Raw genomic sequence first — 26,124 nt, 5'->3', positions numbered from 1 at the left:
TTGCAAGTCTCGAAAAGTTGGCCTAATCTTGGTCCTGAGCGATGACGCAACTGCGGACGTAACACCGAACCGGCATCACCTCGCAAAGCGTCAGACGCTCCCCTCAAATACGAACAGACAAAGGTGGAGACAATGAGACTTTGCAATGGCAAGGCTTCGTTCAAGGTTCTGGCAGCAGCGCTGACCCTGGCCGCAGGCATCGGCGCCATGACGGCGGCGTCGACGGCGCAGGCCGCTGACGCGAAGTTCGTGCTCATCAGCCACGCGCCGGACTCGGATTCGTGGTGGAACACGATCAAGAATGCGATCAAGCAGGCCGACGAGGATTTCAACGTCGAGACCGACTACCGCAATCCGCCTAACGGCGACCTCGCCGACATGTCGCGCCTGATCGAACAGGCCGCGGCGCGCAACTACGATGGCGTGATCGTCACCATCGCCGACTTCGACGTGCTGAAGAGTTCGCTCGGCAAGGTCACGGGCAAGAAGATCCCGCTCGTCACGATCAATTCCGGCACGGAAGAACAGAGCGCGCAGCTCGGCGCGATCATGCATATCGGCCAGCCCGAATACGTGGCAGGCAAGGCGGCGGGCGAAAAGGCCAAGGCCGCGGGCGTGAAGTCGTTCCTGTGCGTGAACCACTTCGCGACCAACGTGGTGTCGTTCGAACGCTGCCGCGGCTTTGCCGATGCGCTCGGCGTGAACTACAAGACCTCCACCATCGACTCCGGCCAGGACCCGACGGAGATCCAGTCGAAGGTGAGCGCCTATCTGCGCAACCATCCGAACACGGGTGCCGTTCTGACGCTCGGCCCGACGCCCGCCTCGGCGACCATCAAGGCCGTGCAGCAGATGGGCCTCGCGGGCAAGATCTACTTCGCCACGTTCGACTTCTCGGACGACATCGCGAAGGGCATCCAGGACGGCACGATCCAGTTCGCCATCGACCAGCAGCCGTATCTGCAAGGCTATATCGCCGTCGCCGTGCTGGCGATCGTGAAGAAGGAACACACGACCGATCCGACGAAGATCCGGCAGATCCTGCAGGCCAATCCGAAGTTCAAGGAACGTCTGCAAACTTACGGCCTCGAGCCGTCGTATGGGCCGAAGAACATCCGCTCCGGTCCGGGTTTCATCACGAAGGCGAATATCGACAAGGTCATCAAGTACGCGGGCCAGTACCGCTAACGGCCTTTCCTCTAGCCAGCCATACGCGGTACCGGGCGCGCCAGCACAGCGCGACCCCGGCGGCTCTTTGCACGCTTTCCGGTGCAGATGCAGCCGCCATCGTCGGGCGACCCGACCGCGTCGTTTAACGGCTTTCTGCGCCTCTCGCCACTCGCCACTCGCACGAGTGAAACGCGCAGCAAAGCCGACATAGGAGACATCATGGGCGTAGCCGGCAAACACTATCCATCGCATGGTCACGACGCGACGGGCAATGAAGCGCAACCTCCCCAGCCGGCAGCGGCAAGCGACGAGCGCATCAGAAAGGAATCGTTCTTCGGGCATCTGCTGAACCGCCCCGAGTTTGCCGCGATCTCCGGCACGGTGCTCGTATTCCTCGTGTTCGCCCTCACGGCCGGCAGCTCGGGCATGTTCAACCTCGACGGCGTGATGAACTGGTCACAGGTCTCCGCCTATCTCGGCATCCTCGCCGTCGGCGCGTGCCTGCTGATGATCGCGGGCGAGTTCGATCTGTCGATCGGTTCGATGATCGGCTTCGCGGGCATGATGGTCGCAATTCCGTCCGTCTACTTCCACTGGCCGATCTGGGCGTCGATCATTTTCGCGTTCGCCGGATCAATGGCGCTTGGCGCGCTGAACGGCTATCTGGTGATGCGCACGCGCCTGCCGTCGTTCATCGTGACGCTCGCGTTCCTGTTCATCCTGCGCGGCCTGACGCTCGCGCTGTCGATCATGGTCGCGGACCGCACGATCATCTCCGGCGTCGGCGATCTCGCCCAGTCCGATGCCGTGACCAACTTCCTGTTCCATGGCGTGGCGCTGCGTGGACTGTTCACGAGTCTCGCGCACATGGGCATAGGCTCGCTGCTCGAAAACGGCCAGCCGCTCGTGCCGGGCATTCCGAAAGTCGTGCTGTGGTGGTTCGCGCTTGCGGCAATCGGTGCGTTCGTACTGGCGAAGACGCGCTACGGCAACTGGGTCCTCGCTGTCGGCGGCGATGCCAACGCTGCGAAGAACGTCGGCGTGCCCGTGCGCCGCGTGAAGATCTCGCTGTTCGTGCTGACCGCGTTCTGCTCGTGCCTGTTCGCCGTGCTGCAAGTGTGCGACATCGGTTCCGCCGCTGCCGACCGTGGCCTGCAAAAGGAATTCGAGGCGATCATCGCCGCGGTGATTGGCGGCACGCTGTTGACGGGCGGGTATGGATCGGTGGTGGGCGCGTGCTTCGGCGCGCTGATCTTCGGCGTGGTGCAGATCGGCATCACCTATACGAATGTCAGTTCGGACTGGTTCCGCGTGTTCCTCGGCGTGATGCTGCTGATCGCGGTGCTGTTCAACCACTATGTGCGCCGTCGCGTCGCGCAATCGTAATCGGGAGACGACCATGTCCGACACTCTCAGCCAAGACGACGTCATCCTGTCGCTCGAAAACGTCAGCAAGTATTTCGGCAAGGTAATCGCGCTCTCGGGCGTCACGCTGCGCCTGCGGCGCGGCGAAGTGCACTGCCTGCTGGGCGACAACGGCGCGGGCAAATCGACGCTCATCAAGACGCTCGCGGGCGTGCATCAGCCCTCTGCCGGCGACTATCTCGTGGACGGCAAGAAAGTGCTGTTCGAATCGCCGAGCGATGCGCTCGATATGGGCATCGCGACCGTGTACCAGGATCTCGCGCTGGTGCCGCTGCTGTCCGTGGCGCGCAACTTCTTCATGGGACGCGAGCCGCAGAAGAAGCTGTTTGGTCTCGTCAACGTGATGGACCTCGACACGAGCGCGCGCATCGCACGCGACAAGCTCGCCGAAATGGGCATCAACGTGCGCGACCCGCATCAGCCGATCGGCACGATGTCGGGCGGCGAACGGCAGTGTCTCGCGATTGCACGCGCCATTCACTTCGGTGCCCGCGTGCTGATTCTCGACGAACCGACGGCCGCGCTCGGCGTGAAGCAGAGCTTCAACGTGCTGAAGCTGATTCACAAGGCGCGCGCGAAGGGCATCTCCGTGATCTTCATCACGCACAACGTGCATCACGCGTATCCGATCGGCGATTCGTTCACGCTGCTCAACCGGGGCAAGTCGATGGGCACGTACACGAAAGAAACCATTACGAAGGACGAAGTGCTCGACATGATGGCGGGCGGCGCCGAAATGCAGAAGATGATCGGCGAACTCGAAGGCGCGACGATTTGATCATCTGTCGACCAGAGTCGGCGCTTTAGCGCCCTACTCTGGTCCCATGCACAGCCCGGATCTCGCACGCATCTGTGCCAGCACACTCAGGACACACTCATGGCTCTTACCAATCAACCCACGCCCCAGAACGCGAGCCGCTTCGCAGCGGGCCGCAGCCGCGACATCGTCTGTCTGGGCCGGCTCGCCGTCGATCTGTACGCGCAGCAAGTCGGCTCGCGCCTCGAAGACGTCGCGAGCTTCGCGAAGTATCTGGGCGGCTCGTCGGCGAACATCGCGTTCGGCTGCGCGCGGCTCGGCCTGAATGCATCGATGCTCGCGCGTGTCGGCAACGACCACATGGGCCGCTTCCTCACCGAGACGCTGACGAAGGAAGGCTGCGACGTCAGCCATGTGCGCACCGACCACGAACGGCTGACCGCGCTCGTGCTGCTCGGCCTGAAAGACCGCGACACGTTCCCGCTGATTTTCTATCGCGAGAACTGCGCGGACATGGCCGTCGACGAATCAGATTTCGACGAGGCCTACATTGCGTCGTCGAAAGCGCTGCTGATCACGGGCACGCACTTCTCGACAGAACAGGTGAACCGCGCGAGCCGCCGCGCGCTGGACTATGCGCGCAGCAACGACGTGCGCACCGTGCTCGACATCGACTATCGCCCGGTGCTGTGGGGACTCACCGGTAAAGCCGACGGCGAAACGCGCTTCGTCGCGAACGACAGCGTGAGCGCCCACCTTCAAGGCATCCTGCCCCTCTTCGATCTCGTGATCGGCACTGAAGAAGAGTTTCGGATCGCGGGCGGCAAGGACTCGCTGATCGAGTGCCTCAGGGAAGTCCGCAAGGTGACGCCCGCGACGCTCGTCGTGAAGCGCGGGCCGCTCGGCTGCCAGATCTTCGACGGCGACGTGCCCGCTTCCATCGACGATGCGCCGGTTCAAGGCGGCGTCGAAGTCGAAGTGCTGAACGTGCTCGGCGCGGGCGATGCATTCGCTTCCGGCTTCCTGTCGGGCTGGCTGCGCGATGAGCCGCTCGAAGCCTGCGCGCGCGCGGCGAACGCGAGCGGCGCGCTGGTCGTGTCGCGTCACGGCTGCGCACCCGCGATGCCGACGCCCGCCGAACTCGATTACTTCCTGCGCGAAGCGAAAGCGGACCCGGCGCGCATGCGCCGCCCCGATCGCGACGCGACGCTCGCACGCCTGCATCGCGTGACGCCTGCACGCAAGACCTACGACGAAGTGCTCGGTTTCGCCTTCGATCACCGCAACCAGTTCTTCGAACTCGCGCAGCAGACAGGCGCGGACCTGTCGCGCATTTCGAAGCTGAAGAGCCTGTTCGTCGAAGCCGTCGCGCAAACGGAAGCAGCGCTCGGCTTGCAAGGCAAGACCGCGGTGCTGATCGACGACCGTTACGGCCAGGACGCGCTCAACGCGGCGACGGGCCGTGGCTGGTGGATCGGCAGGCCGGTCGAATTGCCGGGCTCCGTGCCGCTCGTCTTCGATCATGGGCGCTCGATCGGCACGACGCTCGCGAGCTGGCCGCGCGAGCACGTGGTGAAGTGCCTCGTCCAGTTTCATCCCGATGAGCCGATCGAACAGCGCATCGAACAGGAAGCGCAACTGCGCGCGCTCTACGATGCCGTGCAGGAATCCGGCCACGAACTGCTGCTCGAAGTGATTCCGCCGAAGAGCTTGCCCGCAGGCCCGGATATCGTCTATCGCGCGTTGAAGCGGCTCTACAACATCGGTATCTATCCGGAATGGTGGAAGCTCGAACCGATGGAAGCATCGCAGTGGCAAGCCGTCGATGCGTTGATCCAGGAACGCGATCCGTACTGCCGCGGCGTCGTGCTGCTCGGCTTGTCGGCCCCGGTCGAGCAGATGATCGAAGGCTTCCGTGCCGCTGCGCAATCGAAGGCCTGCAAGGGCTTCACCGTCGGCCGCACGATCCATTACGAGGCGAGCCAGGCATGGCTCGCGGGCCAGATCGACGACGACGAAGTGATCGCGCGGGTGCGCCGCACGTTCGAAACGCTGATCCGCTCGTGGCGCGAAAGCCGTGGTACAGCGCATGCGGCGGGCTCGCATACCATCCGTCAGGAGCAGGCAGCATGAACCAACGTGCGTTGCATCACGATGTGACGACCTCGTCTGAAACGGCGGCGCAGGTATCGGCGGACGGCACGATCCGTCTGACGGCCGCGCAGGCCGTGGTCCGCTATCTCGCCGCGCAACGCGTCGAAACGGAAGACGGCACGGGCACCGAGCCGCTGTTCGGCGGCGTGTTCGCGATTTTCGGGCACGGCAATGTCGCGGGCCTCGGCGAGGCGCTCTATCAGTATCGAAACGAACTGCCGACTTATCGCGCGCACAACGAACAGGCGATGGCGCACAGCGCGATCGCGTTCGCGAAAGCGCACTTCCGGCGGCGGATGATGGCGGTGACGACCTCGATCGGTCCCGGCGCGACGAACCTCGTCACGGCGGCGGCGCTTGCGCATGTGAACCGCTTGCCCGTGTTGCTGCTGCCCGGCGACGTTTTTGTATCCCGCGCGCCGGACCCGGTGTTGCAGCAGGTCGAAGACTTCCACGACGGCGGCATTTCCGCCAACGACGCGTTCAAGCCCGTGTCGCGCTACTTCGACCGCATCGTGCATCCGGCGCAACTGCTCAACGCCTTGCCGCGCGCGATTCGCGTGCTGACGGATGCCGCGCTGTGCGGTCCCGTCACGCTGGCGATGCCGCAAGACGTGCAGGCCGCCGCGTACGACTACCCGGCCGGTTTCTTCGCGCCGCGCGTGGTGAAGCTGCATGCGCCCGCGCCCGTCGAGCATGAACTCGACGAAGCGCTGGCGATGCTGCGCAACGCGAAGCAGCCGATGATCGTCGCCGGCGGCGGCGTGCTCTATGGCCGTGCGACGGATGCATTGAAAGCGTTCGCGACGCGATACGGCATTCCCGTTGCGGAGACGCAGGCGGGCAAGAGCGCGCTCGCGTGGGACGATCCGTTGAATCTCGGCTCGCTCGGCGTGACGGGATCGCCCGGCGCAAATGACATCGCCCACGACGCCGATTGCGTGCTCGCCGTCGGCACGCGTCTGCAGGACTTCACGACGGGCTCGAATACGCTCTTCACGCAGGCGCAGGTGATCGGCATCAACGCGAATGCGTTCGACGCCATCAAGCATCGCGGCTGCATCGTGCAGGCCGATGCGCGGCTCGCGCTCGATGCGTTGTCGTCGCGCCTGGAAGGCTGGCGGGCGGATGCGGCGTGGACCTCGCGTGCGCAGCAGCGCGCAGGCGAATGGCGCGACATCGTGCAGAAGCTCACGCACGCACCGCAAGACGTGGCAGGCAAGCGCGTCCTTCCCTACGACGCCGACGTGATCGGCGCGGTGCAGCGATCGAGCACGCGCTCCACGACGGACGACATCGTGGTCTGCGCGGCGGGCACGCTGCCCGCCGAACTGCACAAGCTATGGCGCGCCGGACGTCCGGGTGCCTATCACGTCGAGTACGGCTATTCGTGCATGGGCTACGAGATCGCGGGCGGACTCGGCGCCAAGCTTGCGCGGCCCGAGCGCGAAGTGATCGTGATGGTCGGCGACGGCAGCTATCTGATGATGAACAGCGAGATCGCCACCTCCGTGATGCTGGGCGCGAAGCTGATCGTCGTCGTGCTCGACAATCGCGGCTATGGCTGCATCAACCGCTTGCAGCAGGCCTGCGGCGGCGCGCCGTTCAACAACATGTTCGACGACTGCGTGCAAGGCGCGCCTGGTGCGCCGCATATCGACTTCGCGGCGCACGCGCGCGCGATGGGTGCGCAGGCCGAGCACGTTGCGAACGTGCAGGAACTCGAAGCGGCGATGCAGCGCGCTCGCGCTGCGGACCGCACGTACCTGGTCTGCATCGACACCGACGCCGCCCGCACCACGGACGAAGGAGGCTGGTGGTGGGAAGTCGCCGTGCCGGAGGTGTCGCAGCGCGAAGGCGTGCGCAAGGCGCGCGCCGATTACGAAGCGCATATCAGCGCGCGTGGCAAAGACAACGAGTGAGGAAGCGCACATGAGTCAGTTCGAAGTACGCATCGGCATCAATCCGCTGTCGTGGATGAACGACGATCTGCCGTCGCTCGGCGGCGAGACGCCGCTCGACGTCGCGCTCACGGAAGGACGCGAGATCGGTTATCAGGGGTTCGAGCTTGGGAACAAGTTTCCGCGCGAGCCCGAGGCGTTGAAGGCGCTGTTCAAACAGTATGATTTGTCGCTCGTGTCCGGGTGGTATTCGGGGCGGCTCGCGGATTTCAGCCGCAGCATCGAGGACGAGTGCAAGGCCGCCGATTCGCATCTGGAACTGCTCGCGAAGAACGGCGCGACGGTGATGGTCTACGGCGAAGTGCACAACACGATTCAGGGCTCGCCGTTGCCGCTTTATCAAAGGCCGCGCTTTTTCACCGATGTGCAATGGAGCACGTACGCAAGACGCCTGAATGAGTTTGCGCGCTATACGTTGAGCAAGGGCGTGCGCGTCGCGTATCACCATCACATGGGTGCGTATGTCGAAACGCCCGCCGACGTCGACCGTCTGATGGCGTTGACTAGCGACGACGTCGGCCTGCTGTTCGACGCAGGACACATTACGTTTGCGGGCGGCGACGCGCTGGCGGTGCTCAACCGGCATGTCGGCCGTGTGTGTCACGTGCATTGCAAGGACGTGCGCCCTGCCGTGATGAAGCTCGCGCGCAATCGCAACTGGAGCTTTCTCGACGCGGTGATTGCGGGCGCGTTCACGGTGCCCGGCGACGGCGCCGTCGATTTTTCCGCGATCATCGATACGTTGAAGCGTCACGGTTATCGCGGCTGGCTGGTGGTCGAGGCGGAGCAGGACCCGGCCGTCGCGCCGTCGTATGCTTATGCGCAGAAGGGTTATCGCACGCTACGCACGCTCGTCGATGCACCGCTCGATGTCGCACAGGAGGCAGCATGAGTTTGCTCGTGAAGGCGCAGCGCGAAGGCCAGACGATCGCGCGCGTGACGCCCGAATCAGCGGGCTGGAAATATGTTGGCTTCGCCGCTTACCGGATGGAAGCGAACGAGGTCGTGCACGTGCTGGAAGCGTCGCGCGAAGTGTGTATTGTCGTGATGGCGGGTGCCGTCGATATCGAAACGGATGCGCAGACGTGGACGGCGCTTGGCTCGCGTGACAGCGTATTCGAGGACAGCGCGCCTGTGGCGGTTTATTTGCCGCCTGGTGTGCGGGCGACTGTTCGTGCCAATCGGCGCGCGGAGGTGGGTGTGGCCAGTGCGCCTGCCAGGGGCGAGTATCCTGCGCGGCTGATCGAGTCTTCTCAGATGAAGCGGTCCGTGCGCGGTAAGGGCGCGAATACGCGGTATGTTTGCGATATTCTTCCGCAGACTGAGCCTGCTGAGTCGCTGCTGGTTGTCGAGGTGCGCACACCGGGTGGGCATTCGTCCAGCTATCCGCCGCATAAGCACGATACCAACAATATTCCTGCGGAAAGCTTTCTTGAAGAGACTTATTATCATCGGCTTAGTCCGCCGCAAGGGTTTGCGTTTCAACGCGTGTATACCGATGAGCGGGATATCGATGAGTCTCTCGCGGTTGAGGATCACGATGTCGTGATGGTGCCGCGTGGGTATCATCCTGTCGTCGTGCCTTATGGGTATGACTCTTATTATCTTAATGTCATGGCCGGGCCTACACGTACGTGGCATTTCAAGAATGATCCCCGGCATGAGTGGATTGTTGAGCGGGATTCGAAGGGGTGATTTTTTGTCTTTGACTTTTGTCTTTGACTTTTGTCTTTGACTTTTGTCTTTGACTTTTGTCTTTGACCTTTGTCTTTGACCTTTGTCTTTGACCTTTGTCTTTGACTTTTGTCTTTGACACTTGGGCGTGGATTGCTTTGCTTTTGCTGTGCGCTGGCTTCCGCGCTATGCCTTCGTGCTTCATGCGTCAAGGTTTGGTGTTTTAGCCTTTGCGCTGGCATCCGCGATTCGTTAGCTTGCTTCACGCGTCGCCCCTGTGCGGGGCGGCACCTACTTTTCTTTGCCGCCGCAAAGAAAAGTAGGCAAAAGAAAGCGGCTCACACCGCCAGTGCTAGTTCTTGCCTGAGGGCCCCCAAAGGTTCTTACGCTTCACACGGCAATCACGTCATTCGTGTTCATTGCAAGCGCTCTTGCCGTGCGCCTCACCCACTTCACGCACCCGCAGCACAGCATGCCGCGCCAGACAATCCACGGCCGCCCAGGTGGCAAACTGTGTGTAGGCCCTCAGTGCTTCACACGCTTCACTTCGGACCGATAGCACGCGCATACCTCCATGTAGGAGCGCCAGGTTATACGGCGCGACGACCTACACACAGTTTGCCACCTGGGCGGCCCATATCATTCGCTGCCGCTGGCCTTTGTACGGGTGCATGAAGAGGGTGAGGCGATTGTTCGAAGCGCTGGCAACGGGCACCAACCAGGGCCACTGGTGTGTGAAGTGTGGGGACGTTGGGGGCCCGTGGGCAAACGTCAAGAATTGGCGGTGTGAGCCGCTTTCTTTTGCCTACTTTTCTTTGCGGCGGCAAAGAAAAGTAGGTGCCGCCCCGCACAGGGGCGACGCGTGAAGCACGCTAACAATTCGCGGATGCCAGCGCAAAACCCAAAACCGCGGATGCCAGCGCAAACGCAAACCCCAAAGAGCATGAATCACGAAGCCAAACCGCGAATGCCAACACTCACCCCTAGCCACTCATCCACCACATCCGGCCGCGCACGGAACACCTCCATCGCCCCGTCAAACACAACCTCCCCATGCCCCATCACAGCAACACGGCTCGCAACCCGATCAGCGATCACGAGCCGCTGCTCGATCAACAGCATCGCAACACCACGCTCCCGCAACACCATCAAAGCCGCTGCAAGCTGTCCAACGACCTGCCCCGCGAGCCCTTCCGTCGGCTCGTCGATCACGACGAGATCCGGATCGCCCAGCAACGCACGCGCCACCGAAAGCATCTGCTGCTCGCCGCCCGACAACGCACCTGCCTTCGTGCGCGCGCGTTCGCGCAGCACGGGAAAAAGCGTATGCGCGTCGTCCAGCGTGAAGCGCGCGGCGCGTCCGCCGTTACGCGGCTTGAGGCCCAGTTGCAGGTTCTCATGCACCGTCAGTGTCGGAAATACATCGCGCTGTTCAGCCACATAGCCGATTCCGAGCCGCGCGATCTCGAACGCACGCCGCCCCTCCAGCGACTGTCCAGCGAAACGGATCACGCCCTGCGTGCGCACGAACCCCATGATCGCCTTCGCCAGCGTCGAGCGGCCCGAGCCGTTGCGCCCCGCGAGCGCGACGGCTTCGCCCGCTTCGATACGCAGATCCACGCCGTGCAGCACCTGGCTCGCGCCGTACCACGCGCGCAGATCGCGAATTTCCAGCAACGGACTCATCGCCCCCCTCCCCGCTCGGCGTCGCCGATATCGCCCAGGTACGCCGCGCGCACGGCGGGATTGGCGCGAATCGCGTCCGGCGTGCCCGTCGCAATCACCTCGCCTCGCACGAGCACACTGATCCGATCCGCGAGACCGAACACCACGTCCATGTCGTGCTCGACCATCAGCAGCGTGCGGCCCGCCGTCGCCGCGCGGATCAGTTCGACCGCGCGCGCCGCCTCGGCGCGGTTCATGCCCGCCGTCGGTTCGTCGAGCAACAGCGTATGCGCGCCGCTCGCCAGCGCCAGTCCAAGATCGAGCGCGCGTTGGTCCGCATAACTCAGCGTGCCCGCGATCACGTCGCGCCGTTCGCCCAGGCCGACGGCGTCCAGCACCTGCTCGGCGTGCTCGTCACCCTCGCGCGTCGCGGTGTAGCGCTGCCACCAATGCATGCGGTCGCGATTCGCGATCTGCGCGGCACAGCGCAAGTTGTCCAACACGCTGAGCTTCGCGAAGAAACTCGTCGTCTGAAAACTGCGTGCGAGTCCGCGACGGCAGATCGCGGCAGGCGCAAGACGCGTAATGTCCGCGCCATACAGTTCGATGCGGCCCGCGCTCGGCCGCGCCGCGCCCGCGATCAGATTGAAGAGCGTCGATTTGCCCGCACCGTTCGGACCGATCAGCGCGTGACGTTCGTGCGGCTCCACCATCAGATCGACGCCGCGCAGGATGCGCGTTGCGCCAAAGCGCTTGTCGAGACGTCGCACGGCGATGGCAGGAATCATTCGCCCACCTCCGCGCGCGCCCGGGCGTCGTGCTTTCCGTCCATGCGCGCAGCCACGCGCATCGTCAGCCAGCCGATCGCGGCGAGGCACAGCATGGATGCCGCGAGCCATAGGGGAGCGATCGTCGTGAAGAAGCTCGCACGTTCTTCGGTGCCGAAGCGTTGCCCGTACGCCCATTGCACGGCCAGCACGACGGCAAGCGACCACGCGCCTGCGCCCGTCATCCGGCAAGCCAACCACGGCAGAAACGCGCGCCAGCCATCGCGTGACATGCGTGCGGTTTGACGCCGCATCCATCCCGCGATGCCATCGGGTGCGCACACCACCACGACCACGAAGAACAGCCCGAGATACAGCAGCCACGCGCGCGTCGCGCCCGCCACGACGACACTGAAAAACGTCAGCACGACGGCGCCCGCCACCGGCCCGAAAAACGCCCCGCTTCCGCCGATCACCGTCGCGATCAGCACCGAACCCGAGCGCAGCATGCCGACGCTTTCCGTCGATACCAGTTCGACATTGATCAGCCCGAGCGTCCCCGCAATGCCCGCAAAAAACGACGACCACACGACGACCTCATAACGCACGCGGCGCGCAAAACAGCCGATGGCCGCCGCCCGGACCGGGTTGTCGCGTACGGCATTCGCGAGCCGCATGAAAGGCGTGCGCGACAGCAGGCGCATCGCCATCACGGCGAGCGCGCACCACAACGCAATCAGCGCGTAGGCCTCGCGCGCAGGTCCGAACGTCAGGCCCGGCACCGCGACGCCCGTCGTGCGGTCGATCGCGACGCCCGCTTCGCCGCCGAACCAGTCGGGCAAGGTCCACGCAGCAGCCGCGACGAGTTCGCCGATGCCGAGTGTGATCATCGCGAATGCGGTGCCCGCGCGACGCGTCGCAACGAGGCCATACGACGCGCCGAACAGCGCGCCGCCGATGCCGCCCGCCAACGGCAGCAGCGGTAACGGCACGCCGACGCGATTGAACAGATGCGCGGCGATCAATGCGCCGATCCCCGATGAAGCCGCATGCCCGAACGACAGCAGACCCGCGCCGCCGAGCAGCAGGTTGTACGACAGCGCGAACACGATCATCGCGGCCGTCTGCGCGAGCCAGGCGACGAGCCAGCTTTGCGTCGACAGGCACGGCGGGACGACGAGCAGCGCCGCGAGCGCGGCCCACGGCAACGCGGCGCGCCATATCGGCCGGGGCGGCGAGGCGGGTGGCGCATCGTGCGCCTGATTCACGTCACGCATCGTCGTCGCGTTGTCCGAAGAAGCCGCGCGAGCGCACGGCAAGCATCGCGACGAGCAGCAGGTACGGCACGAGCGGTGCAAGCTGCGCGAGCGTCAGCGCGCTCCACGCGGCGGGCAGCGCGTTGCCGAAGTCGCCGAACAGGTCGCCGAACAGGTCGCCGAGCGGAATATTGGTAGCGACCACGAAGGTCTGCACGCAGCCGATCACCAGCGACGCGACGAGCGCACCGCCGAGCGACCCCAGCCCGCCGATCACGACCACGACGAACACGATGGACCCCACCGATTCGGCCATCGCCGGTTCGAGCACGAACAGCGGCGCGCCGATCACGCCCGCCAGCGCGGCGAGCGCCGTGCCCGCCGCGAACACGCCGGTGAAGACGCGCGGCACGTCGTGGCCGAGCGCTTCGACGGCTTGCGGATGCGTGAGCGCCGCGCGCACGATCAGCCCCGCTTTCGACACGCGCAGCACCGCGTACAACACAGCCAGCATCGCCATCGCGACGGCCATCATGAACGCGCGATAGCGCGGCAACGCGACGCCGTACACATCCAGCAGCGGACCATCGAGCGCTGTCGGCACGACGGCGCTCAACGCCTGCAAGCCCCACACGAGCTTGACGCCCTCGCCAATCAGATAGGCCGCGCCGAACGTCAGCAGCAATTCCGCCAGATGCCCATGCGGCCGCACACGCCGCAGCAGCCACCGTTCGAGCGCCGCGCCCATCAGACCGACGACGAGCGGCGCGATGACGAGCGCCCACCAGAAACCCGCGCGTGCCGCCACGGAAAAGCCGACGTACGCGCCGAGCATGTAGAAGCTCGCGTGCGCGAAGTTCAGCACGCCGAGCATGCTGAAAATCAGCGTCAATCCCGCCGACAGCATGAACAGCAGCAAGCCGTAGCTCACGCCGTTCAGCGCATCGATGACGAAGGCCTGCACGCGTCAGCCTGCCGGCGCGTCTTGTGTGACGAGCAGCGGCTCGAGCGCCCCGCGCAGGCTGTCGGGCAATGCGACGGGACGGCGCGTTTCGCGATCCACGTACACGTGCACGAAATGCCCTTGCGCAGCGGGCTCGGCGTCGCCTTCCCTGAAAAGCCCCACTTCGTAGCGCACGCTCGACGTGCCGAGCCGCACGACGCGCACGCCCGCATCGATGCGATCCGGAAAAACGATCGGCGCAAAGTAGTTGCACTGCGTCTCGACAACGAGGCCGATCGTCGTGCCGTGCTCGATATCGAGCACGCCGCTGCGGATCAGATACTCGTTCACGACGGTGTCGAAGTAGCTGTAATAGACGACGTTGTTCACGTGGCCATAGACGTCGTTGTCCATCCAGCGCGTGGCGATGGACAGAAAATGCGGATAGGCCGTACGCGGCGCGGGAGCGGGTCTGTTCATGTCGTGTGCGGTTGGATGAAGGTACGGCGCTTACATCGACTCGATCAGCATCCGCCGATAATCGTCGGCCGTCGCTTCGCGCGGATTCGTCTTGTGGCAATGATCGGCGAGCGCGCCCTTGATGACCTTGTCGAACGCACTGTCGTCGACGCCCATTTGCTTCAGACCCGTCGGCAGTCCGAGGCGCGCGGTCATGTCGTGCAGCGCGGCGGCGAGATCGGCGTGCTCCGGCAGATTCATCACGCGGCGCATGCGCGCATAGCGGCGATTCTCGACCACCGACGGCGCGCTTTCGTTGAAGCGCAGCACGGCAGGCAGCACGACGGCATTCAGCGTGCCGTGATGCAGCGACGTGCGCCCGTTCACCGACACGCCGCCAAGCGGATGCGACAGCGAATGCACGCAGCCCAGTCCCTTCTGGAACGCCATCGCACCCTGCATCGAGGCGCTCATCATATGCAGGCGCGCGTCGCGGTTCTGGCCGTCGCGCGTCGCGAGTTCGATGTTCGCCCAGGCGCGCTCCAGACCGTCGAGCGCGATGCCGTCGGCGGGCGGGTTGAACGACGGCGCGAGAAACGTTTCGATGCAGTGCGCGATCGCGTCCATGCCGGTGGCGGCCGTCAGCGACGGCGGCAGGCCGAGCGTGAGGCCCGGGTCGCAAATAGCCGCCTTCGGCAGCAGATGCCACGAGTGGAAGCCGAGCTTGCGGCCGTCGTTCAGGATCACGATCGCGCCGCGCGCCACTTCGCTGCCCGTGCCTGCCGTGGTCGGAATCGCGATCAGCGGCGCGGCCTTGTCGGTGATCTTCGCGCTGCCGCCTTCGATCGTCGCGTAATCCGTCATCGTGCCCGCATGCGTCGCCATGATCGCCACGCCCTTGGCCAGATCGATCGACGAGCCGCCCCCTATCGCCACCAGCCCGTCGCAGTTTTCCTCACGATAGCGCTGCGCAGCCGCCATCACCATCGCTTCCGTCGGGTTCGAAGGCGTGTCGTCGAAAACGGGCACGCCGGGCAGCTTCAAGGCGTCAATTGCCTGCTGCGCGACGCCCGCCGCCATTACGCCCTTGTCCGTCACCACGAGCGGCCGCCTGATGCCCGAGCGCTCGCACTCCGCCGGCAACTGCGCGAGCGCGTCGTAGCCGAGATGAATGTGCGTCAGATAGTAGATGTAGGCCATGGCGATGCGTCTCCGTTGTTATCGAGGATTCCGTGCTCGCGCCGCCGGAACGGCGAGAGCGCCTGACTGCGACCATCACGGCAAGCGCTACGCGTTGCCGTCTTGCTGCTCCGTCATTGACCCGGCCGCCCGATGAACTCGAATGGCAAGCCGCGTCGGCGCGTCCAGACGCCGGGCGCACGCCGCACGCAACTCAGGCGGCGCACAGTTCGCGGACCTCGGCGACGAAGCGCTCGACCGTTTCGGGCTGCGTGTCCCATGCGCACATCAGGCGGCAGCCGCCCGCGCCGATGAACTCGTAGAACTTCCAGCCGCGCGTGCGCATCGCCTTCGCGACTTGCGGCGGCAATTGCGCGAACACCGCGTTCGATTCCGTCGGGAACATGATGCTCACACCCGGAATGTCCGCGAGGCGCGATTCCATCAGTTGCGCCATCGCGTTGGCGTGGCGCGCGTTGCGCAGCCAGACGTCGTTGTCGAGCAGGCCGAGCCACGGCGCGGAGATGAAGCGCATCTTCGACGCAAGCTGCCCCGCCTGCTTCAGCCGGTAAGCGAAATCATCAGCGAGCGCGCGATCGAAGAACACGACCGCCTCGCCGACGGGCAAGCCGTTCTTCGTGCCGCCGAAGCACAGCACGTCGACGCCCGCGCGCCACGTGATCTCCGACGGATGCACGTCGAGCGCGGCGACGGCGTTCGCAAAGCGCGCGCCGTCCATGTGCACCTTCAGATGACGGCGTTTCGCGATCGCGGCAATCGCGCGGATTTCCTCGACGCTGTACACGGTGCCCACTTCCGTCGATTGCGTGAGCGTCACGACCTTGGGCTTCGGATAGTGGATGTCGGCGCGACGCGTGACGACGGCTTCGATCGCATCGGGCGTGAGCTTGCCGCCGACGCCCGGCGCCGTCAGCAGCTTCGAGCCGTTCGAGAAGAATTCGGGACCGCCGCATTCGTCTGTCTCGATGTGCGCGAGTTCGTGGCAGATCACCGAATGGTAGGACTGGCACAGCGACGCCAACGCCAGCGAGTTCGCCGCCGTGCCGTTGAAGACGAAGAACACCTCGCAGTCTGTCTGGAACAGGTTGCGCAGGCGATCGCAGACTTGCTGCGTCCACGAGTCGTCGCCGTAGGCCGGTTCGTGGCCGCTGTGGTTGGCGGCGATCAGCGCTTCGAGCGCCTCGGGGCAAATGCCGGCGTAGTTGTCCGACGCAAAATGTTGCATGGCAGGCGGCGCACCCGGCGATGAGCGCGCAATGATGACTGGAAAGCGGACATTTTAGTGCGGCGGGTGCTGAATTGGTTTCTGGCGGGTTTGATCCGGCGCGAACGGCCGGCGTGGTGAGGATGGGAGGCCGTGCGGGAGAGTCGGTTGCACGGCCAGTGGAGCGAGTGCGCTGGTGGTTGTCCCGTCGTCGTGGCGCTCGGGGGCGTTGTTCGTCAGCGCCTGTCCAGGCTCGCGGGGCTTTTGCTCAGGCGCGCAATGACGGGCGCAGCGCCGTCACCACGACGAGACCCACGGCTCCCGCGAGCAGCGTGAGCGCGGCCAGCCACAACGCCAGCGTGAACGAACCGGTATGCGCGGCGATGGGCGCGGCGACCAGCGGACCCACGATCTGCCCAAGACCGTAGGCCGCTGTCGCATAGCCCATCAATCCCGCGGCGTTGTCGCCGTGCAGCCGGCGCGCCTCGCGCATCGCGAACAGGGTGATTGCCGTGAACGGCAAGCCAATCAGTGCGCTGCCGAGCGCGAAGCCGGCCGCCGTCGGCGACACGATGCCCGCGAGGATGCCGAGCGCCTGCAACACGTAGCAGCCGGCCAGCAGCGTGCGGTTGTCCCAGTGCGCCGGTAAGCGCGCGCCCACTAGCGCTCCCACGACCAGCGCGCCGCCGAACATCGGCCAGAACAGGTCGGGCCACGGCGAACCCACCGGCAACGCGGCGCGGGCGATCACGGGCAAAAACGTCGCGGTAATGATGTAGCCGAAGCCGGGCACGCCGTAGAGGACGATCAGCCAGAACGCATCCGCGCGGTGCAGATGCACGCGCTGCCGATGCGCATCCGTCTGCACCGCGGCGTTTTTCCGCGTCGATGCCGCTGCGCTTCCCTTTGCCGTCGTTGCCGGCTCGAACGTGCGCCACACGAGCACGGTCAGCACCGCTGACACGAGCCCAAAGCCGATCCAGCCCGCCGATGCGCCATATCCGCCCGCAGCGCTGACCAGCAGGCCCGTCGCCGCGATGCCGAGGCCCGGACCGGTGTAGATCACGCCGCCCCACTCGTTCGCGCCCAGCTCGGCGAGCCGGCGCAAGCCCCATTGCGAGGCGAACACGAAGGTCCACGCGCTGATCGCGCCCGCGATGAAACGTACCACGGCCCAAATCCAGAACTGATGCGTGAGGCCCATCGCGAGCACGAGCAGCACCGTCGACGCGAGGCCCGCCTTCACCACCCGCGCCGCCTCCACGCGCACCGCGACGCAGGCGATCGCGCCGAGGAAGTAGCCCGCGTAATTGAGCGACGCGAGCCAGCCGCCGTGCCGGATATCCAGCTCGCCGCCGTGGAGCATCAGCGGCAACAGCGGCGTAAAGGCAAAGCGGCCGATACCGAGCGCGACGGCAAGCGCCGCCATGCAGGCGAGCGCCGCGCGGCGCGCGGCATCGGGGGAAGCGAGGTTTGGCTGGAGGGTGCGCGTGGTGAGATCGTTCATCGGGGATTGGGGCGGTGGTCGGCTTCTTCCACACCATCGTAGCTTGACCCTTCAATCTCATAAAATGAATAATACGGATAGATTTAATCTCACGGAGAGATTGATGGACCTTGCCGCCCTGACGATCTTTCGCGCCGTCGTGCGCGAAAACGGCGTGACGCGCGCCGCGGCGAAGCTCAATCGCGTGCAATCGAACGTGACCACGCGTATCAAGCAGCTCGAAGAGCAACTTGGCACCGAACTATTCGTTCGCGACGGACGCCGGCTCGTGCTGACGCCCGCGGGCGAGACCCTGCTGCCCTATGCGGAACGGCTGCTCGCGCTCGCCGACGAAGCGCGCCACGCGGTCAAGGACGCCCATCCGAGCGGACGCCTGCGGCTGGGCACGATGGAAAGCGTCGCCGCGACCCGCCTGCCGGGACTGCTCGCGCAGTATCACCAGACGTGGCCCGATGTCGCGCTCGAACTGGAGACAGGGACGACGGGCAAGCTGATCGATCGCGTGCGCGAGTTCGAGGTGGACGCGGCGATCGTCGCGAGGCCGCTCGATCCCGGCTGGATCGGCGAGCTGTTCGAGGTCGTGCCCGTGTTTCGCGAAGAACTGGTGATGGTGTCGCCGCGCGGTCACCCGCCCATCCATCGTGCCAGCGATATTTCGCTTACGACGCTGATCGCGTTCGAGTTGGGCTGCGCGTATCGCGTGCATGTCGAAAAGTGGTACATGGAGCACGGCATCCGGCCCGCGCGGGTGCTGGAACTCGGGTCGTATCACGCCATTGTCGCGTGCGTGGCGGCGGGCGCGGGCGTGGCTTTCGCGCCGCGCTCGGTGCTGGCGCTGCTGCCGGAATCGGACGATATCGCCGTGCATCCGCTCGCGGAGCTCGGGAGCATCGAGACGCTGCTGGTCTGGCGACGCGGCCATTTCTCGTCGGCGTTGAATGCGCTGCGCGGAATGCTGGTCGCGAGCGGAAACCTGCAGGAGGAACGGGGGAACGAGGTGGCTGCCTGAGTGCTTCAGCAGCGAGCGCCTGTTGCGCTTCGACACAATGTCCTTCGTTAATCCGAACGCACAAAATCAAAAAGCCGCGAGTCTCGTCGACTCGCGGCTTTTTTGCTGATGCGAATGCTACGTGGCGCGCAGACTCAAAGCTGCGCTTCGACCCAGCCCTTCACGCCAGCCAGCGCGGCCGGCAGATTGGCCGGCTCGGTGCCACCCGCCTGCGCCATGTCCGGACGGCCGCCGCCCTTGCCGCCGACCTGCTGCGCGACGAAGTTGACCAGTTCGCCTGCCTTGACCTTCTTGCTCGCCTCGGCCGTGACGCCCGCGATCAGGCTAACCTTGCCGCCTTCGACGGACGCCAGCACGATGGCCGCGCTCTTGAGCTTGTCCTTGAGCTTGTCGACGGTTTCACGCAGCGTCTTGACGTCCGCGCCTTCCAGCGTCGCCGCCAGCACCTGCACACCGGCAACTTCGATGGCCTTGCCGGCCAGTTCGTCGCCCTGGCTCGACGCGAGCTTCGACTTCAGCGCGCCGAGTTCCTTTTCCAGCGACTTCACCTGGTCCTGAACCATCGAGATGCGCTGCGTCAGTTCCGACGGCTGCGCCTTCAGCGCCGCGGCGGCCGCGTTGATGCGCGCATCCAGTTCCTGCACATAACGCACTGCGTTGTCGCCCGTGATCGCTTCGACGCGACGAATGCCCGCCGCGACGCCGCCTTCCATCACGATCTTGAAGAAGCCGATGTCACCCGTGCGATGCACGTGCGTGCCGCCGCACAGTTCGCGCGAGAAGCCCAGATCGAGCACGCGCACTTCGTCGCCGTACTTCTCGCCGAACAGCGCCATGGCGCCACCCTTCACCGCTTCGTCGTACGGCATGACCTGCACGATGCCCGGCGCGTTCGCCAGCACTTCGGCATTGACGATGGCCTCGACGCGGCGGATTTCCTCATCCGTCATCGGCGCGTTGTGCGCGAAGTCGAAGCGGGTCTTGTCGGCGTCGACGAGCGAGCCCTTCTGTTGCACGTGGCCGCCGAGCACTTCACGCAGCGCCTTGTGCATCAGGTGGGTAGCCGAGTGGTTGCGGGCCGTGCGCGCACGGCGGATCGCGTCGATTTCCGCCTTCACGACGTCGCCGACCTTCAGCGTGCCCTGCTCCAGCATGCCGTGATGGCCCACGACGTCCGCCTGCACCTTCAGCGTATCAGCGACCGCAAAGCGCACGCTCGCGTTAGCCAGCACGCCCTGGTCGCCGACCTGGCCGCCCGATTCCGCGTAGAACGGCGTATGGTCCAGCACGACGACAGCCTGCTGGCCCTTCGTCACTTCCTTGACGGACGCGCCGTCGACATACAGCGCCGTAACCTTCGCGTCGTCGAAAACGATCTCTTCGTAGCCGTGGAACGTGGTCTTCGCGCCTGTGTATTCGAGGCCCTGGGCCATCTTGAACTTGCCGGCCGCGCGCGCCTGTTCGCGCTGACGGGCCATTGCCTCGTCGAATGCGGGCTCGTCGACCGTCACTCCACGCTCGCGGCATACGTCCGCCGTGAGGTCGAGCGGAAAGCCGTAGGTGTCATGCAGCTTGAACGCCACTTCGCCGTCGAGCGTCTTGCCGCCCTTCGCTTCCAGATCGGCCAGCGCGTTTTCGAGGATCGACATGCCGTGCTCGATGGTCTCGAAGAAGCGCTCTTCTTCCTGACGCAGCACGTCCGTGACGCGCTGTTCCGCGTCTTTCAGTTCGGGATATGCGTCGCCCATCTGCGCGACGAGGTCCGCGACCAGCTTGTGGAAGAACGAACCCTTGCGGCCCAGCTTGTAGCCGTGACGGATCGCGCGGCGCACGATACGGCGCAGCACGTAGCCGCGGCCCTCGTTGCCGGGAATCACGCCGTCGACGATCAGGAACGAGCAGGCGCGGATGTGATCGGCGATCACCTTCAGCGAGTTGTTCGACAGGTCTTCGATACCCGTTTCGCGGCCAGCGGCCTTGATCAGCGCCTGGAACAGATCGATTTCGTAGTTGCTGTGCACGTGCTGCAGCACGGCTGCGATACGCTCGAGGCCCATGCCCGTGTCCACGCACTGCTTGGGCAGCGGGGTCATGTTGCCCTGCGCGTCGCGGCTGAACTGCATGAACACGAGATTCCAGATCTCGATGTAGCGGTCGCCGTCTTCCTCAGGCGATCCCGGCGGGCCACCCCACACTTCGGGACCGTGGTCGTAGAAGATCTCCGAGCACGGGCCGCATGGGCCGACATCGGCCATCTGCCAGAAGTTGTCCGATGCGTACCGCGCGCCCTTGTTGTCGCCGATGCGAATGATCCGCTCGGTCGGCACGCCGACTTCCTTCGCCCAGATGTCGAAGGCTTCGTCGTCTTCCTGGTAGACGGTGACCCAGAGCTTTTCCTTCGGCAGCTGGTAGACGCCCGTCAGCAGTTCCCACGCGTAGTGGATCGCGTCGCGCTTGAAATAGTCGCCAAACGAAAAGTTGCCGAGCATTTCGAAGAACGTGTGGTGACGCGCCGTGTAGCCGACGTTTTCCAGGTCGTTGTGCTTGCCGCCCGCGCGCACGCTGCGCTGCGCCGTCGTGGCCCGCGCGTACGGACGCGATTCGGCGCCGAGAAACACGTCTTTGAACTGCACCATGCCCGAATTGGTGAAGAGCAGCGTCGGGTCGTTGCCCGGCACGAGGCTCGACGAACGGACGATCGTATGGCCCTTCGATTCGAAGAACTTGAGGAATTTCTCGCGGATTTCGGCGGCTTTCATAGCGTGCTTTGGGGACGGTCCTGGCTTGAGCCGACGGCTGCGGAAGACTGACCGGCCGTCGCAATAGATTGTTTCCTGAACGGTCGATTATACGGGATCGGCGCTGTCGCGCGACGCCATGGAGCAGGCTGCACGCGGCTTTGGCCATCCGGCCAGTTTCCCCTCTCGAAAACGCCGGAAACGCGGCCTGTCATTTGTCCTATGCCGTCAGGCTGAGTAGGTCGGGCGCGGCCGATCGCTTAAGATGCACCAGATCGATTCAATCGGGCAGCGCCCGTGTGCCGGGCGCCTCATCACATTGCACATTGGAGACGTAGACAGAACATGGGTGCACTGAGCCATATCCGCGTGCTGGACCTTACCCGCGTGCTTGCCGGTCCGTGGTGCGCGCAGACGCTAGCCGACTTCGGCGCCGACGTGATCAAGGTCGAGCGGCCGGGCGCCGGCGACGACACGCGCCACTGGGGGCCGCCGTACCTGAAAACGCCGGACGGCGCGGACACGCGCGAAGCCGCCTATTACCTCGCGGCGAACCGCAACAAGCGTTCGGTCACCGTCGATATCGCCACGCCCGAAGGGCAGCAGATCGTCCGCGAACTGGCCGCGCAAAGCGATGTCGTGCTGGAGAACTACAAGGTCGGCCAGTTGAAGAAGTACGGGCTCGACTACGAGTCGCTGAAGGCCGTGAAGGCCGACATCGTCTATTGCTCGGTGACGGGCTTCGGGCAGACGGGACCGTATGCGCAGCGCGCGGGTTATGACTTCATCGTGCAGGGCATCGGCGGCTTCATGAGCATCACGGGCGAGCGCGACGGCCAGCCGGGCGGCGGCCCGCAGAAGGCGGGCGTGGCGATCGCGGACCTGATGACGGGCATGTATTCGAGCGTCGCCGTGCTGACGGCGCTCGCGCACCGCGACCGCACGGGCGAAGGCCAGTACATCGACATGGCGCTGCTCGACGTACAGGTCGCGATGCTCGCCAACATGAACTCGAACTTCCTCGCCAGCGGCAAGCCGCCCGCACGCTGGGGGAACGCCCATCCGAACATCGTTCCTTATCAGACGTTCCAGACGAGCGACAGCTGGATCATCGTCGCGGTGGGCAACGACGGGCAGTTCCGCAAGTTCGTCGAAGCGGGCAAGCGCGCGGACCTCGCCGACGACGAGCGCTTTGCCACCAATCCCGAGCGCGTGCGAAATCGCGAGACGCTCGTCCCGATCCTCGCGGAGATGGTCCGTACGCGCAGCAAGCACGAGTGGATCGACGCGCTCGAAGCGGCGGGCGTGCCCTGCGGGCCGATCAACGATCTGGAAGAGGTGTTCGAGAACGAGCAGGTGGTCGCGCGTGGAATGGAGGTTCAATTGCCGCATCCATCGGGCGGCACGGTGAAGCTGGTGCGCAATCCCATCCGCATGAGCGCGACGCCGCCCGTGGCGCAGGCGCATCCGCCGACGCTCGGCGAGCATACGGAAGCGGTCCTGCGCGACGTGCTCGGATACGACGATGCGCGTATCGACGCGCTGCGGGGCCGGTCTGTGATCTGACGTGAGGCCGGAAAGCGGCGTGCTGAGGGTGGCGAGCTTCGATTAAAGGCGCCCGGTTAGCGCGCGCGCCGGTGCGCGACGGCTCCCGCGTGCGGCAACCGGAGCGGGTCGGCGTCCTGCGGCGCGCCGATCCTCCGGCACATCGCCTCCCCGGCGCCTGAATTGCGCCGCGCTCGCGCCGCGCCGCCCGCACCGCCCGGACCGCCCGAGATTCACGCCATCGAAGCCATCGAAGCCAGCCAGCGCTGCCCTTCTTCCCAATCACCGAGGCCGCTGTCGGCGTTGATATGGCCGCGCGGGCCGATGTTCTCCCATCGGCTGCCCCATGCCGTCGCGCAGGCCTGCGAAAACGGCACGCCGCCGTACGGATCGTCGGTGCTCGCGACGACGATCGACGGGAAAGGCAGCGGGTCGATCGGCACGGCGTCGAAGCCGGCCGCGTCGGCGGGAAATCCGGGGCCGGCCGGATCGGGCACTGCGACGAGCAGCGCGCCCGCGACCTTCGCGAGCGCATCGTGTGAAGCATGGCGCGCCGCCCAGAACGCAACCGTCAGGCAGCCCAGGCTGTGCGCGACGAGCAGAACAGGCGCTTTCGCAGCGGCGACGGCAGCGTCGAGCGTATCGCACCACTCACCGCAAACGGGATGATCCCAATCCCGCATCGGCACGCGCGAAAAGTGCGGAAAACGCGCTTCCCAGCGGGTCTGCCAATGCCCAACGCCTGAGTTCATATAACCCGGCAACACGATCACGCTCTGCTGCTCCAACGCCATGCCCGTTCCCCGTTCGTCGTGAGTTGTCGAAGTGCGGCATCGCGCCGCCAGCGCTATTGAATCACACGTCCCACGCCGACGCCGCGCGGATCGGCAGCCGGCTGCGGCGACGTGCCGTCGATACGGATCATCTGCACGTCGCCGTTGAACGTCTGGCCCTGCAGCGTGTAGCCGCGCGTCTTCAACTGCTCGGCCAGCTCGCCGTCGATGGGATGATACGGCTCGAAGTAGATCGTCTTCTGCGGCAGCAACTGATGATGAAAGCGCATCGCAGCGAGCGCATCGGCGGGCGGCATGTTGAAGTCGTACAGGTTCGTCATGACCTGGAAGATCGACGTGAAGATGCGCGAGCCGCCCGGCGTGCCGATCACGAGCGATACCTTGCCGTCCCTGGTCAGAATGGTCGGCGCCATCGACGACAATGGCCGGCGCCCCGGCGCGATCGTGTTGACGTCGCCGCTCGTCACGCCGAACTGGTTGGCCACGCCCGCTTTCAACTCGAAGTCGTCCATCTCGTCGTTCAGCACGAAGCCGGCGCCGTCCACGACCACGCCCGAGCCGAACGGCCCGTTCAGCGTGTACGTGTTCGATACCGCGTTGCCCCACTTGTCGACCACCGAGAAGTGCGTCGTCTGAGCCTTTTCCGGCATCGCGTCGCCGAGACCCGGCTTGACGGGCGCAGCGCCCGGCACTTCGTCGGGCGTGATGTCCTCGACGCGCTTCGCGAGGTAAGCGTCGTCGATCAGTTTGTCGACGGGCACGCGGTACGAATCAGGATCGCCCATGTACTGCTGGCGGTCAGCGAATACGCGGTCCTCGATCTGCGCGACCAGATGAATGTACGGCTCGGAATTGAGCGCCACGCCGTCGAACTGCGGCTTCAGGTCCGCCTTCATCTTCAGCAGTTGGATCAGTCCAATGCCGCCCGAGCTGGGCGGCGGCGCGGTGACGATCTGATAGCCGTTCCAGCTGGCCGTCACCGGCTGTCGCCACACGGCCTTGTACTGCAGCAGGTCCGCCTTCGTCAGGAGACCGTGCCCGTACATCTGCCGGGCGATCAGGTCGGCCGTCTGACCTTCGTAGAATTCACGGCCGCCGTCGGATGCGATCCGCGTCAGCGTCTGCGCGAGCTCGGGCTGGCGGAACACGACGCCCGTCTTCAGGTTCGAAAAATAGGCGTCGAAATTGGTCTTGCCGGCGAACCCCTGCGACGCGAGTTCGCGACGCTTCTGCAACCACGGCTCGACGGGGAAGCCGTCCGTCGCGTACTTGATGGCGGGCGCGAGCACCTGCTTCCATTTGAGCTTGCCAAAGCGCTTCTGCGCTTCCCACATGCCGTCGACCGTTCCCGGCACGGCCACCGCGCGATGTCCGACGAGGCTCATGCCCTTGATCACGTTGCCCTTGTCGTCGAGATACATGTCGCGCGTCGCGCTCTGCGGCGCTTTCTCGCGGTAGTCGAGAAAGTACGGCTTGCCGTCCATGTACAAGGTCATGAACCCGCCGCCGCCGATGTTGCCCGCATCCGGGTACGTGACGGCGAGCGTGAAGGCGATCGCGACGGCTGCATCGACGGCATTGCCGCCTGCCGCGAGCATCTGCTGCGCGGCGTCGGCGGCGTAGCGGTCGGGCGTCGCCACGGCCGCCGCGTCGAGCACGGGCTTCGGCTGGGCCGTCTTCGCGTCGACGGCGGGCGACGCAACCAGGCTCGCGAGCAGCGCGCCCGTCAGGGCGAGCGTCGTGGCGAAGCGGGCAAACGTCCCACGCGGCATGACGCGGCTGGCGCGAGGACAGGAATCGGCGTGGGCGCCCGCATGGGATTCGGCATGCTTATCGGTGTGCAAAACGGCACGCAAGGCGGCGCCGGAAAGCGCGCGAGGCGCGCGCAACATCGCA

At 65.2% G+C, this 26,124-nt stretch carries 20 protein-coding genes; 9 read left to right on the top strand and 11 right to left on the bottom strand.

Features of this window, described 5'->3' with window-relative positions; all coding sequences use genetic code 11:
• Positions 1–132 precede the first annotated feature (132 nt).
• The 7 genes from C2L66_RS05140 (at position 133) to iolB (ending at position 9,162) form a co-directional block, all read left to right on the top strand.
• Positions 133–1,188, top strand: a complete 1,056-nt coding sequence (locus C2L66_RS05140) for a sugar ABC transporter substrate-binding protein (protein ID WP_054934261.1) — start codon at positions 133–135, stop codon at positions 1,186–1,188.
• Between the two features lie 201 nt (positions 1,189–1,389).
• Positions 1,390–2,556 (top strand): ABC transporter permease, encoded by a 1,167-nt coding sequence (locus tag C2L66_RS05135; protein WP_054934265.1) that lies wholly within the window; start codon positions 1,390–1,392, stop codon positions 2,554–2,556.
• Between the two features lie 13 nt (positions 2,557–2,569).
• The gene (locus C2L66_RS05130) at positions 2,570–3,373 is read left to right on the top strand and encodes an ATP-binding cassette domain-containing protein (RefSeq protein WP_054934264.1); all 804 of its coding nucleotides are present in this window, start codon (positions 2,570–2,572) and stop codon (positions 3,371–3,373) included.
• A 99-nt stretch (positions 3,374–3,472) separates the two neighbouring features.
• The gene (locus C2L66_RS05125) at positions 3,473–5,485 is read left to right on the top strand and encodes a bifunctional 5-dehydro-2-deoxygluconokinase/5-dehydro-2-deoxyphosphogluconate aldolase (protein WP_060601584.1); all 2,013 of its coding nucleotides are present in this window, start codon (positions 3,473–3,475) and stop codon (positions 5,483–5,485) included.
• A complete protein-coding gene (gene iolD / locus C2L66_RS05120; protein ID WP_060601587.1) occupies positions 5,482–7,428 on the top strand; it encodes a 3D-(3,5/4)-trihydroxycyclohexane-1,2-dione acylhydrolase (decyclizing) in 1,947 nt (648 codons plus the stop codon). Before C2L66_RS05125 ends, iolD begins: the two co-directional genes overlap by 4 nt.
• 10 nt (positions 7,429–7,438) lie before the next feature.
• Positions 7,439–8,359, top strand: a complete 921-nt coding sequence (iolE, locus tag C2L66_RS05115; RefSeq protein ID WP_060601589.1) for a myo-inosose-2 dehydratase — start codon at positions 7,439–7,441, stop codon at positions 8,357–8,359.
• Positions 8,356–9,162, top strand: a complete 807-nt coding sequence (gene iolB / locus C2L66_RS05110) for a 5-deoxy-glucuronate isomerase (protein WP_060601592.1) — start codon at positions 8,356–8,358, stop codon at positions 9,160–9,162. The genes iolE and iolB overlap by 4 nt, the downstream gene beginning before the upstream one ends.
• A 927-nt stretch (positions 9,163–10,089) precedes the next feature.
• On the opposite strand, the gene C2L66_RS05105 is transcribed toward iolB, so the two are convergent.
• The 8 genes from C2L66_RS05105 to C2L66_RS05070 all read right to left on the bottom strand — a co-directional run bounded on the left by C2L66_RS05105 (position 10,090) and on the right by C2L66_RS05070 (position 18,142).
• Positions 10,090–10,827, bottom strand: coding sequence for an ABC transporter ATP-binding protein (locus C2L66_RS05105; RefSeq protein WP_060601594.1), 738 nt, complete (start codon positions 10,825–10,827; stop codon positions 10,090–10,092).
• Complete coding sequence (locus C2L66_RS05100; protein ID WP_054934244.1) at positions 10,824–11,594, bottom strand: ABC transporter ATP-binding protein; 771 nt, start codon at positions 11,592–11,594, stop codon at positions 10,824–10,826. The genes C2L66_RS05105 and C2L66_RS05100 overlap by 4 nt, the downstream gene beginning before the upstream one ends.
• Positions 11,591–12,850, bottom strand: a complete 1,260-nt coding sequence (locus C2L66_RS05095; protein WP_103323682.1) for a branched-chain amino acid ABC transporter permease — start codon at positions 12,848–12,850, stop codon at positions 11,591–11,593. The genes C2L66_RS05100 and C2L66_RS05095 overlap by 4 nt, the downstream gene beginning before the upstream one ends.
• Positions 12,843–13,793, bottom strand: a complete 951-nt coding sequence (locus C2L66_RS05090) for a branched-chain amino acid ABC transporter permease (RefSeq protein ID WP_060601597.1) — start codon at positions 13,791–13,793, stop codon at positions 12,843–12,845. Before C2L66_RS05090 ends, C2L66_RS05095 begins: the two co-directional genes overlap by 8 nt.
• Before the next feature lie 3 nt (positions 13,794–13,796).
• On the bottom strand, positions 13,797–14,252 hold the full coding sequence (locus C2L66_RS05085) for an acyl-CoA thioesterase (RefSeq protein ID WP_060601600.1): 456 nt from the start codon (positions 14,250–14,252) through the stop codon (positions 13,797–13,799).
• A gap of 30 nt (positions 14,253–14,282) precedes the next feature.
• The gene (locus C2L66_RS05080; protein ID WP_054934240.1) at positions 14,283–15,431 is read right to left on the bottom strand and encodes an iron-containing alcohol dehydrogenase; all 1,149 of its coding nucleotides are present in this window, start codon (positions 15,429–15,431) and stop codon (positions 14,283–14,285) included.
• Between the two features lie 193 nt (positions 15,432–15,624).
• Complete coding sequence (locus C2L66_RS05075; RefSeq protein WP_060601604.1) at positions 15,625–16,656, bottom strand: threonine aldolase family protein; 1,032 nt, start codon at positions 16,654–16,656, stop codon at positions 15,625–15,627.
• A gap of 247 nt (positions 16,657–16,903) precedes the next feature.
• Positions 16,904–18,142: a YbfB/YjiJ family MFS transporter gene (locus C2L66_RS05070; protein WP_060601607.1), complete on the bottom strand. Its 1,239-nt coding sequence runs from the start codon at positions 18,140–18,142 to the stop codon at positions 16,904–16,906.
• A 103-nt stretch (positions 18,143–18,245) separates the two neighbouring features.
• Between C2L66_RS05070 and C2L66_RS05065 the strand changes: the two genes are divergently transcribed.
• Entirely contained in the window at positions 18,246–19,151 is a 906-nt protein-coding gene (locus tag C2L66_RS05065; protein WP_060601609.1) for a LysR family transcriptional regulator, read from the top strand.
• A gap of 134 nt (positions 19,152–19,285) precedes the next feature.
• On the opposite strand, the gene alaS is transcribed toward C2L66_RS05065, so the two are convergent.
• A complete protein-coding gene (gene alaS, locus C2L66_RS05060) occupies positions 19,286–21,910 on the bottom strand; it encodes an alanine--tRNA ligase (RefSeq protein WP_060601612.1) in 2,625 nt (874 codons plus the stop codon).
• A gap of 324 nt (positions 21,911–22,234) precedes the next feature.
• Between alaS and C2L66_RS05055 the strand changes: the two genes are divergently transcribed.
• Positions 22,235–23,455 carry a CaiB/BaiF CoA transferase family protein gene (locus tag C2L66_RS05055; RefSeq protein ID WP_060601613.1) on the top strand — a complete coding sequence of 407 codons (1,221 nt, stop codon included), beginning with the start codon at positions 22,235–22,237 and terminating at the stop codon, positions 23,453–23,455.
• A 212-nt stretch (positions 23,456–23,667) separates the two neighbouring features.
• On the opposite strand, the gene C2L66_RS05050 is transcribed toward C2L66_RS05055, so the two are convergent.
• Together C2L66_RS05050 and ggt are read right to left on the bottom strand one after the other, a co-directional pair.
• The gene (locus C2L66_RS05050) at positions 23,668–24,228 is read right to left on the bottom strand and encodes an RBBP9/YdeN family alpha/beta hydrolase (protein WP_060601617.1); all 561 of its coding nucleotides are present in this window, start codon (positions 24,226–24,228) and stop codon (positions 23,668–23,670) included.
• A gap of 53 nt (positions 24,229–24,281) precedes the next feature.
• On the bottom strand, positions 24,282–26,000 hold the full coding sequence (gene ggt / locus C2L66_RS05045) for a gamma-glutamyltransferase (RefSeq protein WP_409372575.1): 1,719 nt from the start codon (positions 25,998–26,000) through the stop codon (positions 24,282–24,284).
• Positions 26,001–26,124: the final 124 nt, after the last annotated feature.

It is taken from the genome of Paraburkholderia caribensis, from assembly GCF_002902945.1.
Taxonomy (GTDB): domain Bacteria; phylum Pseudomonadota; class Gammaproteobacteria; order Burkholderiales; family Burkholderiaceae; genus Paraburkholderia; species Paraburkholderia caribensis.
This window is presented reverse-complemented; position numbering and strand designations above follow the sequence as displayed.

Bases quoted from the DNA above. Each gene is read 5' to 3' on its own strand.
- C2L66_RS05140 (WP_054934261.1), top strand. From the start codon at position 133: ATGAGACTTTGCAATGGCAAGGCTTCGTTCAAGGTTCTGGCAGCAGCG.
- C2L66_RS05135 (WP_054934265.1), top strand. From the start codon at position 1,390: ATGGGCGTAGCCGGCAAACACTATCCATCGCATGGTCACGACGCGACG.
- C2L66_RS05130 (WP_054934264.1), top strand. From the start codon at position 2,570: ATGTCCGACACTCTCAGCCAAGACGACGTCATCCTGTCGCTCGAAAAC.
- C2L66_RS05125 (WP_060601584.1), top strand. From the start codon at position 3,473: ATGGCTCTTACCAATCAACCCACGCCCCAGAACGCGAGCCGCTTCGCA.
- iolD (WP_060601587.1), top strand. From the start codon at position 5,482: ATGAACCAACGTGCGTTGCATCACGATGTGACGACCTCGTCTGAAACG.
- iolE (WP_060601589.1), top strand. From the start codon at position 7,439: ATGAGTCAGTTCGAAGTACGCATCGGCATCAATCCGCTGTCGTGGATG.
- iolB (WP_060601592.1), top strand. From the start codon at position 8,356: ATGAGTTTGCTCGTGAAGGCGCAGCGCGAAGGCCAGACGATCGCGCGC.
- C2L66_RS05105 (WP_060601594.1), bottom strand. From the start codon at position 10,827: ATGAGTCCGTTGCTGGAAATTCGCGATCTGCGCGCGTGGTACGGCGCG.
- C2L66_RS05100 (WP_054934244.1), bottom strand. From the start codon at position 11,594: ATGATTCCTGCCATCGCCGTGCGACGTCTCGACAAGCGCTTTGGCGCA.
- C2L66_RS05095 (WP_103323682.1), bottom strand. From the start codon at position 12,850: ATGCGTGACGTGAATCAGGCGCACGATGCGCCACCCGCCTCGCCGCCC.
- C2L66_RS05085 (WP_060601600.1), bottom strand. From the start codon at position 14,252: ATGAACAGACCCGCTCCCGCGCCGCGTACGGCCTATCCGCATTTTCTG.
- C2L66_RS05080 (WP_054934240.1), bottom strand. From the start codon at position 15,431: ATGGCCTACATCTACTATCTGACGCACATTCATCTCGGCTACGACGCG.
- C2L66_RS05075 (WP_060601604.1), bottom strand. From the start codon at position 16,656: ATGCAACATTTTGCGTCGGACAACTACGCCGGCATTTGCCCCGAGGCG.
- C2L66_RS05070 (WP_060601607.1), bottom strand. From the start codon at position 18,142: ATGAACGATCTCACCACGCGCACCCTCCAGCCAAACCTCGCTTCCCCC.
- C2L66_RS05065 (WP_060601609.1), top strand. From the start codon at position 18,246: ATGGACCTTGCCGCCCTGACGATCTTTCGCGCCGTCGTGCGCGAAAAC.
- alaS (WP_060601612.1), bottom strand. From the start codon at position 21,910: ATGAAAGCCGCCGAAATCCGCGAGAAATTCCTCAAGTTCTTCGAATCG.
- C2L66_RS05055 (WP_060601613.1), top strand. From the start codon at position 22,235: ATGGGTGCACTGAGCCATATCCGCGTGCTGGACCTTACCCGCGTGCTT.
- C2L66_RS05050 (WP_060601617.1), bottom strand. From the start codon at position 24,228: ATGGCGTTGGAGCAGCAGAGCGTGATCGTGTTGCCGGGTTATATGAAC.
- ggt (WP_409372575.1), bottom strand. From the start codon at position 26,000: ATGCCGCGTGGGACGTTTGCCCGCTTCGCCACGACGCTCGCCCTGACG.